The sequence below is a fragment of the Haemophilus pittmaniae genome, from assembly GCF_900186995.1.
Classification (GTDB): domain Bacteria; phylum Pseudomonadota; class Gammaproteobacteria; order Enterobacterales; family Pasteurellaceae; genus Haemophilus_D; species Haemophilus_D pittmaniae.
Genome location: NZ_LT906463.1, coordinates 434,708 through 452,075, shown reverse-complemented (window position 1 = coordinate 452,075; position 17,368 = coordinate 434,708). Strand labels below are relative to the sequence as shown.

Below are 17,368 nucleotides of genomic sequence, written 5' to 3'. Positions count from 1 at the left end.
GTTATTGGCGGGGGAGCTGATGAAAGGTACAAAGGCACACCGGAGCTGGTGTGCCTTGTGAGGATCTAAGCGACGGAATGCGCTTGCCAATGGCCATTTAACACAGTGGCATGCACCTGATAATTACCATCGAATATTGCCAAATTGGCAACTTTACCGGCCTTAATTGAACCGAACTTATCCGCCATACCAATGGCGCGAGCCGGATATAGATTGGCCATGCGCAAGGCTTCAGCCAGTGGGATACCAACGAATTCCACCGCATTTTTGACCGATTCCATCATGGTGATGGATGCACCGGCAATGGTGCCGTTGGCATCAAAGCAACGGCCGTCTTTCACGTAAATTGGTTTACCGACAAAGGTAAAACTTTGCAGCGAGGCATCGGCGCCTGCGGCGGCTAAGGAGTCGGTAATGATGCATAATTTATCGCCTTTAATTTGTTTATCTAAGCGAACATTAGCAAAATCCACGTGTACGCCATCAACGATAACCCCCGTATAGACATCGCTATCTAGCACCGCACCTACCACGCCCATAGCTCGTCCTGAACTGATTGGTGACATGGCGTTGTGCAAATGGGTAGCAAATCCGGCGCCTTGGCGGAAAGCCCGTTTAGCCGTGGCATAATCGGCATTGGAATGGCCGATGGACACCAAAATACCGGCATCTATAAAATCGGCTAAATAATTAATGGTCGGATTTTCCGCGGCAACGGTGAGTTTGCAAATTACATCTGCGTTTTCACATAAAAAATCCTTCATTTCCGGCGTAATTTCGCGGATGTATTCTTCGCGATGCACACCTTTTTTCTCTCGGCTTAAATAAGGACCTTCCAAATGCAAGCCAAGGGCTTGATTGTGATGTTTGGCAAGATAATCACGCATCACTGCAATGGCTTTTTTAATATCTTCATCGGGCGCGGTGATAAAGGTCGGTAGGAAAGAAGTGCAGCCTGATTTTAAGTTGGTCGCCTGCATAATCTCCAAGGTTTCTACTGAGGTTTGATCATTAAACATCACACCGCCGCAACCGTTCAGTTGCAGGTCAATAAAGCCGGCAGTGAGGTTTTTCCCTTGCAGATCGATGACTTCAATTCCTGCCGGTAACTCATTTTGCGGGATGAGGGCGGCAATTTGCTCACCGTCAATCAGCACCGCATAATCGCGCAATACTTCGTTTTCCGTATAAATTACGCCGTTGATTAGGGCATATTTCATTTATTCTTCCTCGTTAAATTCGCAGCCTAAAAAAGGCGCTTATAGTACGCTGTGAATGGCGTGCTTTTCTAGGTTCGTAAAGTAGTTGACGGTTTTGACTTTGAGTTCCTGTAATGCCGCCTCGTCACAAACCAGCATGAAATGCCGATGCATTTGTAGCGCGCTGACCGTCCATAAATGGTTGATTGGACCTTCTACCGCCGCCTGGACTGCGAGAGCCTTTTGGTGGCCGGTGGCTAAGATCATCACCTCTTCCGCATCCAATAGGGTGGCAACCCCGATAGTTAAAGCGTAATGTGGCACTTGGTTGATGTCGTTATTAAAAAAACGTGAGTTGGCGATTAAGGTATCCGGCGTTAGGGTTTTGATACGGGTACGGGAATTCAGCGAGGAAGCCGGTTCATTAAATGCGATATGACCGTCTTTACCAACGCCACCCATAAATAGGTGAATTTTACCGTAGCTTTTAATTTTTGCTTCATAACGACGGCATTCTTCATCGTGATCATCGGTATTACCGTTGAGAATATTGATATTTTGCGGTTGGATATCAATATGGTTGAAGAAATTGTTGTACATAAAGCTATGGTAACTTTCCGGATGTTCTTGCGGTAGACCGACATATTCATCCATATTGAAAGTGACCACATGTTTAAAACTGACTTGCCCTGCCTGATATAACGCAATCAATTCCCGATAGGTTTTTAATGGCGTACTACCGGTGGGTAGACCAAGCACAAAAGGGCGTTCGGCGGTCGGTTGAAAATGATTGATCCGCTCGGCAATATGGCGCGCTGCCCAACGGCTAACCTGTTCTTCGGTGGATAATGGAATAAGGCGCATAATGTTCCTCCGCTAACATAAAGCGGGAAATCCATTCCCGCTTTGTTCGATTATAAGTATTGTTGTTTGAGCGCTTTTGCTTTGGCTAATTGTTCGGCGCTGGCTTTGGCGGTCATCGGTTCGCGACAGAAGCCGGCATCGACACCTTCCAGTTTTAACAATTCTTTGATGGTTAAATACAGGCCGTTTGCCAAGATACCTTCAATCAAGTCATTGGTAACGTGTTGAATTTCGAGCGCTTCTTGCCATTTGCCTTGTTTACCCAATTCGAAAATTTGTCTGGCGCGCACACCATTTACGTTGAACGTACTACCAATCGCACCATCGACTCCGAGGGAAACTGCTGGTAACATCATTTCATCAAAACCTGCCCAAATGAGGTGGTTTGGATAGGCTTTTTTCAAGCGTTCTAATAGATAGAAATCACCTGCGGTAAATTTTACGCCTAACACTTTAGGGTTTTTATAGAGCTCGCCGAATTGCTCGATACCCATATTCACACCGGTTAAAAACGGAATGGAATATACGATCATATTATTGCCGGTTTCTGCAATAATGGTTTCGTAATAATGTTTGATTTCAGCAAAGCTAAATTTGTAGTAGAACGGAGTAACCGCAGAAAGGCAATCATAGCCTAATTCGGTAGCATATTTACCCAATTCCACAGCTTCGTGCAGATTCACACTACCCACTTGAGCGATTAACGCGACTTGATCCTTGGCTTCATCTTTGGCGATACGGAAGATTTGTTTTTTCTCTTCGGTGGAAAGCATAAAGTTTTCACCGGTTGAACCGCCTACATAAAGGCCGTCTACCTTCATTTTATCGATATTGTGACGAATAATTTGTCGTAAACCTTGCTCGTTAATTGAGCCGTCTTCGTTAAATGCCACTAATAACGCACTAAAAATACCTTTTAAATCACGCATATTGTTCTCCTATTGAATACGCTGTTCTAAAATTACATCTACGGTTTTTTGTTTGGTTTTAACCGCATTATCCTTACCAAGTTGCACTAACAGGGCATAAATTAAATCCAAGATAAACAATTGGGCAATTTTCGTGCCAATCGAATCCCCTTGCAATTTTCCCTGCTTATTACCATTAACCAACACAAAATCAGCATGTTCGGTAATCGGTGAACGCATGCTGTGGGTAATAGCAACCGTTAATGCACCGCTTTGTTTAGCTATTTTTAAAGCATGTGCCGTTTCTTGCGAATAGCCCGAATGGCTGATACCGATCGCTACGCAATGTTTATCTAATAATGCCGCCTGCATATACATAAAATGATTGTTGCCGGTAGCATCCACCGATACCCCAATTCGCATAAATTTATTTTTGGCCTCTTCGGCAGTAATCCCCGAGGAGCCAACACCAAATAAAAAGACGCGTTTGGCGTTTAAGATAGCCTTAACCACCGCTTCCAGTTGCTGAAAATCTAATAATCCAATAGTTTCGCCCATCACATTATTAATTGTGGTTTGAAGCTTTTGAGCGATCAGTAACGAATTGTCATCGGGCATAATTTCCGCTTCTAATACAATGTCATCACGATGCGCATTACCAGTGGCCATATCAATGGAATAGGCCAATTTGAAATCACTAAAACCTTTAAATCCCAAGGTACGACAAAAACGTACAAAGGTTGCTTCACCTACGGCAAATTGTGCGGCCAATTCAGAAAGAGACGAATTCGATACCGCATCCGGGTAGGCCATTAAAGCATCAGCGATTTTCTTTTCGGTTTTGGTTAGGCTTTTATAGAGTGCGCTAATTGTATCTAATACCTTACTATTAGGCGCCATAGTATCTCCCGCATTAATTGAGCCGACTTTCTGCCCAGGCCGCTGCGCCAATTAATCCCGCATCTTGGCCAAGGCGGGCATTTTCTAATGGACATTGATAAATTGTTGGCAGCTGTTGCAGGAAATGTCGCACTAACGGCAAATACCCCCCTGCTAAACCGATACTGCCGCCGATAACGATCTTTTGTATGTCCATACCAATGACTAAATCCGCCGCTAAGTTGGCAATCGCTTTTGCTGAACGGGAAATAAGTTCCTGCGCGGCAACATTGCCTTGATGGAATAGGGCAAACACCTCTTTAGGTGTGCAGGGTGGTGTCCAAGTTGAGGCGATAGCTTCAATTGCGCGTCCGGAGGCAATAGCTTCCACACAGCCAACACGTCCGCAACCGCACACAGGGCCTTGCGGATCGGCCAAAGTATGGCCAATATGGCCGGCGATACCATGTGGCTCGGTGAGTAGCTGATGATCAAGAATTAAACCACCGCCGACCCCAGTTGAAACCGTAATAAAGGCAAAGTTTTGGCATTGCTCGGCTGGTTGCAATTGATATTCCGCAAAGGTGGCCGCTTGAGCATCATTGAGTAGAAAACAGGGTTTATCGCTATATTTGGCAAAGGTGTTAGCCAACGGGAAGGCAGCCAGCCCTCCTAAATTTTTAGGATTTAATGCGGTTAATATGCCTTGATTGATAATGCCGGTACTGGCGACGGCAATGCAGTCAAAACTGCCGGCATAATCGGATAGCAACTGCGCCAGGGTTTGTTCCATTGCGCTTGCCACATCGTGTTGTGGTGTTGCCAATTGGGTGCGTTGAGTCAGCTGATTGCCTGTCACCAATGCGGCCGCGATTTTGGTACCGCCAATATCTAATGCAAGAACTCGCATTTTATCCTCCGCCTTAAATTGGTTTAGCCGCAGAGATTGCTTCCGTAAACCAAGAAGTTAAATGTTCCAAACGGGTTAATGCCGAACCAACAGTCACAAAGTCTGCACCACAGGCGATGGCTTGAGCAGCCAATTCAGGAGTGTTGTAACGTCCCTCTGCCATAACGCGCATACCGGCTGCTTTAAAATCTTTGACTAGTTGAAAATCCGGCGCCTGTGGAATTGGGCCACCCGTATAGCCGGACATGGTACTACCCACGATATCAAAACCTAATTGTTGACAATAAAGCCCTTCCTGCAAATTAGAACAATCGGCCATCGCTAGGCAGCCTAATTGATGAATTTTAGCTAATGCATCTGCGATGCTTACCGGTCGCACACGCTGTGTTCCATCGACGGCGATAATATCTGCGCCATTTTCTGCCAAGGCCTCGATATCCGCCAAAAATGGGGTGATACGAATTGGGCTATCAGGGAGATCCCGTTTTAAGATGGCAATAATAGGCACATTCACCTGTGGACGAACTGCTTTTAAATTCTCTACGCCTTCAATACGTAATCCGGCAGCACCGCCGATGACACAGGCTTTTGCCATTGCAGCAACGATTTGTGGATCATCCATTGGGCCATCATCAACCGGTTGGCATGAGGCAATAAGGCCATTTTGTAGACGGGAAAATACTTCATCATGGGATAGTTTATGAAATATGGACGACATAGTTCCTCCTTATTTGGGGTTGCTCTCAGAGGGGCTTATCAATAAATGTCGTGCATTATATGACTTGTTTGCTCCAAAATTAAATATTTATTTAAAGTAAATTTCCAAATAAGTGATCTACTTCTCATTTTTGAAATAAAACTCCATTACTATATTCTAAAGTTGATTTTTTACTTTAGAATTTGTGGCGTTTATCTCTTCTCTGATTCATTTAACCTTTTCACTATAGGAGTGTCACAATGAAATTAGCCAAATTATTCCTTGCTACAGCCATTGCCTTAGGCAGTGCAACCGCAGCTTTAGCCGCCGATTATGATTTGAAGTTTGGTATGAATGCAGGTACTTCTTCCAACGAATATAAAGCGGCGGAAATGTTTGCCAAAGAAGTGAAGGAGAAATCCAATGGCAAAATTGATATTTCCCTTTATCCAAGCTCTCAACTTGGCGATGACCGTGCCATGTTGAAACAGTTAAAAGATGGTGCCTTAGATTTTACTTTCGCCGAATCAGCGCGTTTCCAATTGTTCTATCCGGAAGCAGCCGTATTTGCGCTACCTTATGTTATTAGCGATTATCCGACTGCGCAAAAAGCCTTATTTAATACCGAGTTTGGTAAAAATCTTGTGCAAAAGATGCATGATGAGTTAGGCGTAACTTTACTTTCCCAGGCTTATAACGGAACCCGCCAAACGACTTCTAACCGTGCAATTAACAGCATCGCTGATATGAAAGGTTTGAAATTGCGTGTGCCGAATGCGGCAACCAATCTAGCGTATGCGAAATATGTAGGTGCTTCTCCAACTCCAATGGCTTTCGCTGAAGTATATCTTGCGTTGCAAACCAACTCCGTAGATGGTCAGGAAAACCCACTTGCTACCGTGCAAGCACAAAAATTCTATGAAGTGCAAAAATATCTCGCTATCACCAACCATATCTTGAACGACCAACTTTATTTGGTGAGTAACGAAACCTTCGCGGATCTGCCGGAGGATCTACAAAAAGTGATTAAGGATGCAGCTGAAAAAGCCGCTGCTTATCACAGCAAACTGTTCTTTGACGGTGAAAAAGAGTTAACCGCCTTTTTCGAAAAACAAGGTATGACCGTAACTCATCCGGATCTCGCTCCATTTAAAGCTGCGATGGAACCGTATTACGGTGAATTTGTTAAACAAACTGGTGAAAAAGGAGCTGAAGCTTTAAAACAAATTCAATCCCTTAATAAATAAAAAGTTACGTGCCGATCTTCTCGTTCGGCACGTTTTTCTTTCTGAATTCATAGGAGTTGATGATGAAAATATTCAATAAATTGGAAGAGTGGATTGGCGGCGGGCTCTTTTTAATTATCTTTCTTATCCTAGTTACCCAAATCTTCTTCCGCCAAGTATTACAAAGCCCACTCATTTGGAGTGAAGAACTGGCTAAGTTACTCTTTGTTTATGTCGGCATGTTGGGGATCAGCGTTGCGATTCGCAAACAGGAACATGTTTATATCGACTTCCTTACCAATTTAATGCCACCAACAATAAGAAAAATTGCCAATACCTTTGTGCAACTGATTGTGTTCCTTGGTGTTATTTTCTTCATTCACTTCGGTATCAAAAATTTTCTTGGTGCTAACTTTCCTATCGATGCCTTGGGCGGAATCTCTGAAAAATGGATTTATGCTTCGTTGCCGATAATTTCCGCATTAATGCTGATTCGTTTTTGCCAGGCTCAGGATGACAATTTCAAACAGGATAAAAGCTTCTTACCTGCCACTTTCTTTATCATTGTAGCAGTAGTGTTACTGGCGATTCTGTTCTGTTTCCCAGATTGGTTTAAAGTCCTACGGATTAGCCAGTACATCCAATTTGGCCCAAATGCGGTTTATGTTGCCCTTGGTGTATGGCTTGTGATCATGTTCTTAGGGGTGCCGGTGGGTTGGTCATTATTGATTGCGACCTTACTTTATTTCTCAATGACCCGTTGGAACGTTGTTAATGCAGCCTCCGACAAATTGGTCATGAGTTTAAATAGTTTCCCATTATTAGCTGTGCCTTTTTATATTCTCACCGGTATTTTAATGAATACCGGCGGTATCACCACCCGTATCTTTAATTTTGCAAAAGCCTTGCTAGGTCACTATACGGGCGGTATGGGACATGTGAATATCGGTGCCAGTTTACTGTTTTCCGGTATGTCCGGTTCGGCATTGGCTGACGCCGGTGGCTTAGGTCAACTGGAAATTAAAGCCATGCGCGATGCCGGCTATGATGATGATATTTGCGGCGGTGTGACGGCTGCATCCTGTATTATCGGCCCACTTGTACCGCCAAGTATTGCGATGATTATTTATGGGGTAATTGCCAACGAATCCATTGCTAAATTATTTGTCGCAGGTTTTGTGCCGGGGGTAATTGTTACTATCGCATTAATGGTCATGAACTATTATGTGGCAAAAAAACGCGGTTATCCGAGAACACCGAAAGCAACCATGGAACAGCTTTGCAAATCCTTTAAAGATGCTTTTTGGGCGATTATGACTCCGATTTTAATTATCGGTGGGATTTTCTCCGGTTTATTCAGTCCAACTGAATCAGCGGTAGTGGCAGCACTTTATTCCGTGATTGTCGGTAAATTCGTGTATAAAGAACTGAACCTAAGAATGCTTTTTGAAAGCTGCGTTGAAGCCATGTCAATCACCGGTGTAGTGGCTCTGATGATCATGACTGTGACCTTCTTCGGCGATATGATCGCCCGTGAACAAGTAGCGATGCGCATTGCCGATATTTTTGTAGCAATGGCCGATTCGCAATTAATGGTGTTGGTCATGATTAATGCCTTGTTGCTCTTCTTAGGTATGTTTATCGATGCTTTGGCCTTGCAATTCTTGGTCTTACCAATGCTTATTCCAATCGCAATGCAATTCGGTATTGACCTAGTGTTCTTTGGTGTAATGACCACTCTTAACATGATGATCGGTATCTTAACTCCACCAATGGGAATGGCACTCTTTGTGGTCGCCCGCGTGGGTAATATGTCGGTGTCCACGGTGACCAAAGGCGTATTGCCGTTCCTTGTACCGATTTTCCTAACTTTAGTTGTAATCACTATATTCCCGCAAATTATCACCTTTGTGCCGAATTTGCTGCTACCTTAAAAACTTAATTGGAGGTTTATAATGAAATTTTACAAAGCCGCATTTTGCAGCCTTCTTTTCGCCGCGGCAGGGATTGCGCAAGCCGCTTATCCTGATTTACCGGTAGGTATTAAAAACGGTGGGGGAGCATTGATTAATGATACGGTGTATGTGGGTTTAGGCGCCGGTAATAGCAAATTTTTTGCTCTCAAACTCAATGCTGCGGATGCTCAATGGCAGGAAATTGCAGCATTCCCTGGTGGAGAGCGTAATCAACCGGTAGTGGCTGCAGTGGATGGCAAACTGTACGTTTTTGGCGGCTTACAAAAAAATGCCCAAGGTGAATTACAACTGGTGAATGATGCCTATCGTTATGTGCCGGAAAGTAACACTTGGGAAAAATTATCAACCCGCTCACCACGTGGTTTGGTGGGTACGGTAGCTGCCGTACACCAAGACAAGATTTATTTATTTGGTGGATCTAACCTTTCTATCTTTAATGGTTTCTTCCAAGACACGGTTGCTGCCGGTGAAGATGCTGCTAAAAAAGCGGAAATCAGCCGGGCTTATTTCAACCAACGTCCACAGGATTATTTCTTTAACAGCGAATTATTCAGTTACCAACCTGCCTCCAATCAATGGCGTAATGAAGGGTTATTGCCGTTTTCCGGACGTGCCGGCGCGGCCTTTACCATTCATGACAACAGTCTGTTGGTTGTTAATGGGGAAATTAAACCGGGACTACGTACCGCAGAAGCACATCGTGGCGAATTCACGAAAAATGGCGTGAAGTGGCAAAACCTACCGGATCTTCCGGCAGTAAACGGCGTGCCTCAAGAGGGCTTGGCTGGCGCATTTGCCGGGTTTAGCCATGGCAACTATTTGGTTGTTGGTGGCGCCAATTTCCCGGGTTCCCAAGCGCAATTTAAAGCCGGCCGGTTATATGCCCATGAAGGTTTGAGCAAAGCTTGGCAGAGCGATATTTTCACACTGCAAAAAGGTCAGTGGAAGCACATCGGTAAATTGCCACAAGGGATTGCCTACGGGGTAGCCGTTTCTTACGGTGATAAGGTGCTATTGATTGGTGGTGAAAGCGCTGGTGGTCAAGCCTCAACGAAGGTACAAAGCCTTGAATACGATGGCAAAAAACTAAATATCGAGTAATTGTATTAACAGCACAGGCTTAACAAACTGTGCTGTATCTTGATTTCCTGCCATACCGCGTGTGATACGCGGTATTTTTTGTTTTTAAATCAATGTCAATAAAATCAATGGGTTACATGTTGTTTTTTGGAAAACTTGGATTTCCGAGGGGGCGTTTGTGGACGTCATAATACAATTGGTTATAACTAAGAAGATTTTTGTCTTTGCTTTTCGCCAAATTGCCGTTATCTTTAGAAAGATTTTATTGATTGAGGAACTGCTATGAAACTAAAAGCCACCTTAACTCTAGCTGCCGCATCCTTATTGCTGGCGGCTTGTGATCAAGCCGGCGGAGATAAAGCCGCCGCTACCGACAAAGCATCCAATAACACCTTCGTGTACTGTACCGCTAAAGCTCCGTTGGGCTTCAGCCCGGCATTGGTTATGGAAGGTACTTCCTATAATGCCAGCTCGCAGCAGGTGTATAACCGTTTAATCGAGTTCAAGAAAGGTTCTACAGACTTAGAACCAGGCTTGGCGGAAAGTTGGGATATTAGCGAAGATGGTCTGACTTACACTTTCCATTTGCGTAAGGGCGTGCAATTCCATAAAACGAAAGAATTTACCCCAAGCCGCGATTTCAACGCGGACGATGTGTTGTTCTCGTTCTTGCGCCAACTTGATCCGAATCACCCATATCATAATGTTTCCAAAGGGACTTATCCGTATTTCAAAGCGATGAAATTCCCGCAGCTGATTAAATCCGTGGAAAAGGTTGACGATAACACAGTTAAAGTAACTCTAACCCGTAAGGATGCGACCTTCTTGGCCAGCATTGCGATGGACTTTATGTCGATTTATTCCGCTGAATATGCCGATGCAATGCAGAAAGCAGGTACACCGGAAACCATCGATAATAAACCGGTTGGTACCGGACCATTTATTTTCGTCGATTACAAAACCGACCAAGCGGCACAATATGTGGCGAATGAAAGTTATTGGAAAGGCCGTACACCGCTCGATCGCTTAGTGATCAGCATTGTACCGGATGCAACCACCCGTTACGCGAAATTGCAGGCTGGTTCTTGTGACTTGATTTTATTCCCGAACGTGGCGGATTTGGCCAAAATGAAGACCGATCCAAAAGTACAATTATTGGAGCAAAAAGGCTTAAATGTGGCCTATATTGCGTTCAATACGGAAAAAGCTCCGTTTGATAATCCGAAAGTGCGTCAAGCGTTGAACTATGCGGTGGACAAAAAAGCCATTATCGAAGCGGTTTACCAAGGTGCCGGCACACCGGCTAAAAACCCGTTACCGCCGACAATTTGGAGCTATAACGATGAGATTCAGGATTATCCATATGATCCGGAAAAAGCCAAACAGTTATTAGCGGAAGCCGGTTTCCCGAATGGTTTTGAAACCGATTTCTGGATCCAACCGGTGGTACGTGCCTCCAACCCGAATCCAAAACGGATGGCGGAATTGGTAATGGCCGACTGGGCTAAGGTGGGTGTGAAAGCTAATCCGGTCACCTTTGAATGGGCGGATTATCAAAAACGCGCAAAAGCAGGCGAACTCACAGCCGGGATTTTCGGTTGGTCGGGCGATAACGGTGATCCAGATAACTTCCTTTCTCCGTTGTTGGCATCCTCTAATGCCGGTAACAGCAATATGGCGCGTTTTAACAATGCAGAATTTGATGCCTTGTTAGACAAAGCTATTGGCCTTACCGATAAAGAACAACGTAGCGCTTTATATAAACAAGCGCAAGTAATTGTGCATGAGCAGGCACCTTGGATTCCGGTCGCCCATTCCGTTGGTTTTGCACCGTTAAGTCCACGTGTCAAAGGGTATGTGCAAAGTCCATTCGGCTATGATGCCTTCTATGGTGTTAGTGTGGATGGCAAATAAATTTTAAACAACATAAACGGCCACCTTCGGGTGGCCGTTTTTTATTGGGGCGGAGGATTGGCCGTGAAAATAACATTTTTATAGTAACCATAATAAAATCAAATGGTTACGTATTGTTTTGACAGAAACTTTTTATTTCGAGGGGGCGTTTTTACAAGGGCAATCGTTCAGATGGTCGTCTACCAACCCCATGGATTGCATAAAGGCGTAACAGGTCGTTGGGCCGACAAATACGAACCCACGTTTTTTTAATGCACGCGATAAAGCTTGCGAAGCGGCAGTTTGTGCAGGCACTACGGCCATATTGGGTACATCATTGATAATCGGCTGATGATTCACAAACGACCACACAAAATTACTGAAATTTTCACCGCACTTTTCCATGGCTAAATAGGCTTTGGCATTTTTCACTATGGCTTCCAGTTTTGCTCGATGACGAATAAGCCCGGTATTTTCCATACAACGATCAATATCCTGTGCGGTCATTTGCGCGATTTTGGCTGGGGCAAATTGATGGAATGCTGCTCGATAGGCTGCACGTTTTTTCAATACAGTAATCCAGGAAAGCCCCGCTTGTTGCCCTTCTAAGCAAATTTTTTCAAATAGCTTTTGGCTGTCAAATTGTGGCTTGCCCCATTCCTTATCGTGATAGTCGATATAAATCGGAAGTTCGCCCACCCAAGGGCATCTTGTACTCATGCCATATCCTTTTTGAGTTGTTCATAGATAGCAACAAAATCGGGCATTACCCCGCGCCACAAATGGAATGAATGGGCGGCTTGCGCCACCAACATACCAAAACCATCGCTGACATTATTCAGACCTAAGGACTTACAGTAGGCAATAAAAGGCGTGTCGCTGCCTTTGGCATATTGCATGTCATAACAAGCGCGGGCCAATGATAAGATAGAGCCATCAACGGCAGCGGTATGTCCGCTTAATCCGGCCGAAGTTGCATTGATCACTAAATCGTAGGTTTGCGCGGGAATCGCATCCATTGCTACAGCTTCAATTGTGCCGTAGGGCTTGAACTTATCTGCCAGTTGTTGCGCTTTTTCTAGGGTGCGGTTAGCCAAGACAATCTGCTGTTGTGCTTCCAATAAAGGCAGTAATACCCCTTTGGTTGCTCCGCCGGCACCTAAAATTAAAATGCGTTGTTGTGGCTGAATCCAACCTAAGCGTTGTAAATCCGTCACTAAACCAATGCCATCGGTATTGTCCGCATAAAGTTTGCCGTTAGATAATTTTTTTAGTGTGTTACAGGCTTCTGCCAGTTTCGCCCGTTTGCTATGCTCTTCAGCGAGTGCATAGGCGCGTTCTTTAAATGGTGCAGTGATATTGCAACCTTGTGCTCCTTCAGCAAAAAAGGCCTGTAATTGCTGCTCAAAATTCTCAAGGTCACCTAATTTGGCAACATATTCCATCGTTTGCTGGGTTTGCTTGGCAAATAAGCGATGAATCAACGGGGATTTACTTTGGGCAATAGGGTTGCCCCAAACGGCATAGTGCTGCATATCTTATCCTTGTCTGAATAGTTGGTTTGTGAGCAAATCGCGGATTTCCGATGGATTTTGTGCTTGGCCGACAGCTTCATCAAGCACAGGGAAATCTGCCCCAAATTGGGAACGCACAGCATCTGCGCTGCGGCAAGGTGATAAACCAGTTAAGTTCGCGCTGGTCGAGGTGAGGGCAAAGCCTGTTTCTTCGCATAGGGCTTTGACGACAGGATGAGTACATAAACGCACCGCAATACTATTAAATTGCCCCTTCAGAAAATGTGGGACTTCTGCCTTTGCCGGCACCACCCAGGTGATTGGATGTTCATATTGTGCCTGTAAGCGTGCAAGCTGTTCGTCAGACAAATGGGAAAAATCAACAAAAGGCTGCAAAAAATGCAAGCTCGGCGCGACTAAAATAAGGCCTTTTTCAATCGGACGCTGTTTTAAATCGAGCAATTTTTTGACCGCACGTTCACTTAGCGGATTACAGCCTAGACCGAATACCGCTTCAGTAGGATAGGCAACGACTTCGTCTTGCATTAAACGGGCGGCAATTTGTTGTACATTCATTTTTCGTTCTCAAAAATATGTCGACAGCCTTTATTCGCACATTGCCACACTTGCTGTTCGGCATTTTCACTTTTTAACATTGCTAGTGGAAAATGGCATTGTGGACAGGGCATGGCATAGGGTTTTGCAGGTAAGGAAAATTTGCAATGGGGAAAGTTATCGCAACCATAAAAGATTTTCCCTTGTCTTCCTCGGCGGGCAACCAAATGTCCTTTATGGCATTCCGGACAGTCAATAGATTGTTCATCATCCTGTTGTTCATGCACCACAAAATCACAATCGGGATAATGACTGCAACCAATAAACATCCCAAAAGCGCCTTGTTTGAGTTGGAGTGGGTTGCCACATTGCGGGCAGGTTTCATCAAGCTCTTTCAACACCTTATGTTCCACCCTATTTAGTGGACGCAAATAATCACAGGCGGGATATGCGGTACAACCTAAAAACAGACCTTTTTTACCCTGTTTCATTTGCAAAGGCGCGCCGCATTGTGGGCAATATTCTTCGTGTTTTGTGTGTTGGAAAAGACTTTGACTCATACGCTCTCCCTATGCTTGTAGCATTGCTTCCAATTCTTCCTGGGCCGCTAACCAATCCATTTCGACTTCTTCCAACGCTTTCTTCACCTCTACTTGCTGTGCCCAAAGTGCGGTCAATTTTTCTTTATTTTCTGCGCTGTAGAGTTCGGAATCAGCCAATTGATTTTCAATCTCCGCAAGTTTGGAGGCATGTTTATTCATTTTTTCCTCCAATTGAGTGATTTGTTTACGAAGAGGCGCAGTTTGTTGGCGCAATTCAGCCTCACGACGTTTTTGTTCCTTGTGGTTTTGCATGGAATTTTCATTGTCGTCATTTTTCTCCGAGAATTTATTTTCTGGCGCACTATTTTGTTCATTAAGCCATTTTTGATAATCCTCTAAATCGCCTTTGAATTCTTCCACTTTTTTATCGTGTACCAAATAGAATTCTTCCACGGTATTACGTAGTAGGTGACGATCATGGGAAACCACCACCAAAGAGCCTTCGTAATCCACTAGCGCTTCAGTTAATGCCTGACGCATATCTAAATCCAAATGGTTAGTTGGTTCGTCGAGCAGTAATAAGTTTGGACGTTGCCAAACAATCAGTGCAAGCACCAAACGGGCTTTTTCTCCACCGGAAAAGGCTTTCACTGCTTGATTAACTTTATCACCATGGAACGCAAAACTCCCAAGATAATCCCGTACCTGTTGCTCCGTTTGCTCTGGTGCGAGTTTCTGCATATGCCAGAGAGCGGATTCATCTGCACGTAGCGTATCAAGCTGATGTTGAGCAAAATAACCGAGTTGTACGCCTTTAGCTAATTGCACTGTACCAGAAAGGGCTGTGAGCTCGCCGGCTAACAATTTAATTAAAGTTGATTTACCTGCACCATTTTTCCCGAGCAAACCGATGCGCGAACCCGGTACTAAATTCAGCTTAATTTTAGTTAAAATTTCTACCGTACTTTCACCGTTACCATAACCTGCGCTCGCCTGTTCAATCATCACCAAGGGGTTTGGCAAGGATTGTGGTGGACGAAATTCAAAGGTAAAAGGATTATCCACATAAGCCGGTGCAATTAGCTCCATGCGCTCTAAGGCTTTCATACGGCTTTGTGCTTGTTTGGCTTTGGTCGCTTTGGCTTTAAAGCGGTCGATATACTTCTGTAAATGGGAAATTTTTTGTTGTTGCTGACGATACATCGCCGTTTGTTGTGCCAGTTTGGTTGCCCGTTGCACTTCAAAGGAGGAATAATCGCCCGTATATTCGTTGAGCTTCTGATTTTCGATATGAAGGATTTTCGTCACAATCGGATCGAGAAAATCTCGGTCGTGGGAGATTAATACCAAGGTGCCTTGATATTGAACTAACCAACGTTCTAACCAAATAACCGCATCCAAATCCAAATGGTTAGTTGGCTCATCCAGTAATAATAAATCTGATGGACAAAGCAATGCCTGCGCCAAATTCAAGCGCATCCGCCAACCACCGGAGAAGGATTTCACCGGTTGAACGATTTCTTCTTGGCTAAAGCCTAAACCATGCAATAGAGATGCTGCGCGAGATTGAATTGTCCAAGCATCTAAGGTTTCTAATTGCCCGTGAATGCGCGCAATCGCATGGCCATCATTACGTTCATTGGCTTGGTTAAGTTCCTGCTGCAAACGGCAATATTCGCGATCCCCTTGAATCACATAATCAATTGCTGGGATATCTAGTGCGGGAGTTTCCTGATTCACCCAGGATACTCGCCAGTTTGCCGGATAATTAACCTCACCGCCCTCCGATGTTAATTCTTTTTTTAATAGGGCAAAAAGCGAGGATTTTCCGCAACCATTTTTCCCCACCAAGCCGACTTTTTGTTTGGGATTGATTGTGGCCGTGGCATTCTCAAGCAATTCAGTTTGCCCGCGCTTTAGGGAAATATTATTAAATACAATCATTTTTTCGAATACATCTGAATTTGTGCCTATTTTGCAATATTTTTCCTTTTCTCGGAACTGTCTATTCCAATTTTATCGATATTTCTACCAGAAAAGCGCATAATAACGCTCAACAAATCAATCATGAGGAAATAAAATGAAGCTCTCTATTCTTAATCTCGCCCCTGTTCGAGAAGGACAAACTTATTTGCAAGCCGTTGAGTCTATGGTAAGTCTTGCAAAACATGCTGAAAATATCGGCATTGAACGCTATTGGATTGCTGAGCATCATAATATGAAAAATTTGGTGAGTTCAGCGACCGCACTTTTAATTCAGCATACGTTAGCCAATACGAAGACCTTACGCGTGGGGTCAGGTGGCGTGATGTTACCGAATCATTCGCCTTATGTGGTAGCTGAGCAATATGGCACACTAGAGACACTTTATCCAAACCGTGTTGAACTCGGTTTAGGCCGTGCACCAGGAACTGATATGCAAACGGCTGCGGCACTTCGTCGTGGACGAAACAGTCTGGATTTCCCTGCGGAAATTGCGGAACTTCGAGGTTACTTTAAAGATAGCAATCCTGTTTCAGCTTATCCTTCCGCTGGCTTGAATATACCGTTTTATATTTTGGGTTCCAGCACTGAAAGCGCCTATCTTGCGGCAGAGCTTGGCTTGCCTTATGCCTTTGCTTCACACTTTGCGCCACGCATGATGGAAATGGCGGTGGAGATTTACCGCAAAAACTTCAAACCATCGACCTATCTTGCTGAGCCTTATGTCATCTTAGGTGTGAACGCGATTGTCGCCGAAACCGATAAAGAAGCAAGACAACTGGCTACGACACAAACACTATTTTTCTTAAACGTGGTCACTAACGCGCAACAAAATTTACAACCGCCTTTGGCATCAGAGGAAGATGTTTGGAAAACCCAAATGCACGCCCAAAAGAAACCGCACTTTGGTCCAGTCGATTTTGAGGAAATCCCGATTTACAACCAAGAGCGTGCTGTAGTGGAACAAATGACTGCTTGTTCGCTTATCGGTAGTCCTGAAAGCGTAGAATTTCAACTCAAGCAATTACGCGAACGGGTACATTTTGATGAAATTATGGCAGTGAGCTATATTTTTGATGAGCAAAAGCAAGCCCAATCTTACACGATGTTGAAAGCAATTGTGGATAAACAATAGTGAGACA

16 protein-coding genes are annotated in these 17,368 nt (G+C 44.4%); 5 read left to right on the top strand and 11 right to left on the bottom strand.

Annotation, left to right across the window (positions count from 1 at the left end; genetic code table 11):
• Positions 1-65 precede the first annotated feature (65 nt).
• The 6 genes from nagA to CKV74_RS02200 are packed head-to-tail and all read right to left on the bottom strand — an operon-like array spanning position 66 to position 5,478.
• Complete coding sequence (gene nagA / locus CKV74_RS02225; protein WP_095176678.1) at positions 66-1,220, bottom strand: N-acetylglucosamine-6-phosphate deacetylase; 1,155 nt, start codon at positions 1,218-1,220, stop codon at positions 66-68.
• A gap of 39 nt (positions 1,221-1,259) precedes the next feature.
• On the bottom strand, positions 1,260-2,063 hold the full coding sequence (gene nagB, locus CKV74_RS02220; RefSeq protein ID WP_095176677.1) for a glucosamine-6-phosphate deaminase: 804 nt from the start codon (positions 2,061-2,063) through the stop codon (positions 1,260-1,262).
• Between the two features lie 50 nt (positions 2,064-2,113).
• A complete protein-coding gene (nanA, locus tag CKV74_RS02215; protein WP_007242791.1) occupies positions 2,114-2,992 on the bottom strand; it encodes an N-acetylneuraminate lyase in 879 nt (292 codons plus the stop codon).
• A 9-nt stretch (positions 2,993-3,001) separates the two neighbouring features.
• Positions 3,002-3,871 (bottom strand): MurR/RpiR family transcriptional regulator, encoded by an 870-nt coding sequence (locus CKV74_RS02210; RefSeq protein ID WP_007242687.1) that lies wholly within the window; start codon positions 3,869-3,871, stop codon positions 3,002-3,004.
• A gap of 13 nt (positions 3,872-3,884) precedes the next feature.
• Entirely contained in the window at positions 3,885-4,760 is an 876-nt protein-coding gene (locus tag CKV74_RS02205; protein WP_007242745.1) for an N-acetylmannosamine kinase, read from the bottom strand.
• Positions 4,761-4,773: 13 nt separating this feature from the next.
• Complete coding sequence (locus CKV74_RS02200; protein ID WP_007242631.1) at positions 4,774-5,478, bottom strand: N-acetylmannosamine-6-phosphate 2-epimerase; 705 nt, start codon at positions 5,476-5,478, stop codon at positions 4,774-4,776.
• Between the two features lie 239 nt (positions 5,479-5,717).
• Here CKV74_RS02200 and CKV74_RS02195 point away from each other — a divergent pair, with 239 nt between their 5' ends.
• From CKV74_RS02195 to CKV74_RS02180, 4 genes are all read left to right on the top strand, one after another.
• Entirely contained in the window at positions 5,718-6,704 is a 987-nt protein-coding gene (locus CKV74_RS02195) for a sialic acid TRAP transporter substrate-binding protein SiaP (RefSeq protein ID WP_007242809.1), read from the top strand.
• A 62-nt stretch (positions 6,705-6,766) separates the two neighbouring features.
• A complete protein-coding gene (locus CKV74_RS02190) occupies positions 6,767-8,617 on the top strand; it encodes a TRAP transporter large permease subunit (protein ID WP_007242624.1) in 1,851 nt (616 codons plus the stop codon).
• A gap of 21 nt (positions 8,618-8,638) precedes the next feature.
• A complete protein-coding gene (locus tag CKV74_RS02185; protein ID WP_007242789.1) occupies positions 8,639-9,760 on the top strand; it encodes an N-acetylneuraminate epimerase in 1,122 nt (373 codons plus the stop codon).
• A gap of 261 nt (positions 9,761-10,021) precedes the next feature.
• On the top strand, positions 10,022-11,653 hold the full coding sequence (locus CKV74_RS02180; protein ID WP_007242656.1) for an ABC transporter substrate-binding protein: 1,632 nt from the start codon (positions 10,022-10,024) through the stop codon (positions 11,651-11,653).
• Positions 11,654-11,785: 132 nt separating this feature from the next.
• Here the strand turns inward: CKV74_RS02180 and CKV74_RS02175 are convergent, their stop codons facing one another.
• Genes CKV74_RS02175 through CKV74_RS02155 form a run of 5 tightly spaced genes read right to left on the bottom strand, consistent with a single transcriptional unit; the run spans position 11,786 to position 16,187 of the window.
• On the bottom strand, positions 11,786-12,352 hold the full coding sequence (locus tag CKV74_RS02175) for a DNA-3-methyladenine glycosylase I (RefSeq protein WP_007242717.1): 567 nt from the start codon (positions 12,350-12,352) through the stop codon (positions 11,786-11,788).
• Positions 12,349-13,167: a shikimate dehydrogenase gene (aroE, locus tag CKV74_RS02170; RefSeq protein ID WP_095176676.1), complete on the bottom strand. Its 819-nt coding sequence runs from the start codon at positions 13,165-13,167 to the stop codon at positions 12,349-12,351. Before aroE ends, CKV74_RS02175 begins: the two co-directional genes overlap by 4 nt.
• Positions 13,168-13,170: 3 nt before the next feature.
• Positions 13,171-13,722, bottom strand: a complete 552-nt coding sequence (locus CKV74_RS02165) for an L-threonylcarbamoyladenylate synthase type 1 TsaC (protein ID WP_007242808.1) — start codon at positions 13,720-13,722, stop codon at positions 13,171-13,173.
• Positions 13,719-14,261, bottom strand: a complete 543-nt coding sequence (locus CKV74_RS02160; RefSeq protein ID WP_007242612.1) for a DNA topoisomerase family protein — start codon at positions 14,259-14,261, stop codon at positions 13,719-13,721. Before CKV74_RS02160 ends, CKV74_RS02165 begins: the two co-directional genes overlap by 4 nt.
• A gap of 9 nt (positions 14,262-14,270) precedes the next feature.
• Positions 14,271-16,187 carry an ABC transporter ATP-binding protein gene (locus CKV74_RS02155; protein WP_095176675.1) on the bottom strand — a complete coding sequence of 639 codons (1,917 nt, stop codon included), beginning with the start codon at positions 16,185-16,187 and terminating at the stop codon, positions 14,271-14,273.
• A gap of 136 nt (positions 16,188-16,323) precedes the next feature.
• Here CKV74_RS02155 and CKV74_RS02150 point away from each other — a divergent pair, with 136 nt between their 5' ends.
• Positions 16,324-17,361: an LLM class flavin-dependent oxidoreductase gene (locus tag CKV74_RS02150; protein ID WP_007242653.1), complete on the top strand. Its 1,038-nt coding sequence runs from the start codon at positions 16,324-16,326 to the stop codon at positions 17,359-17,361.
• Positions 17,362-17,368: the final 7 nt, after the last annotated feature.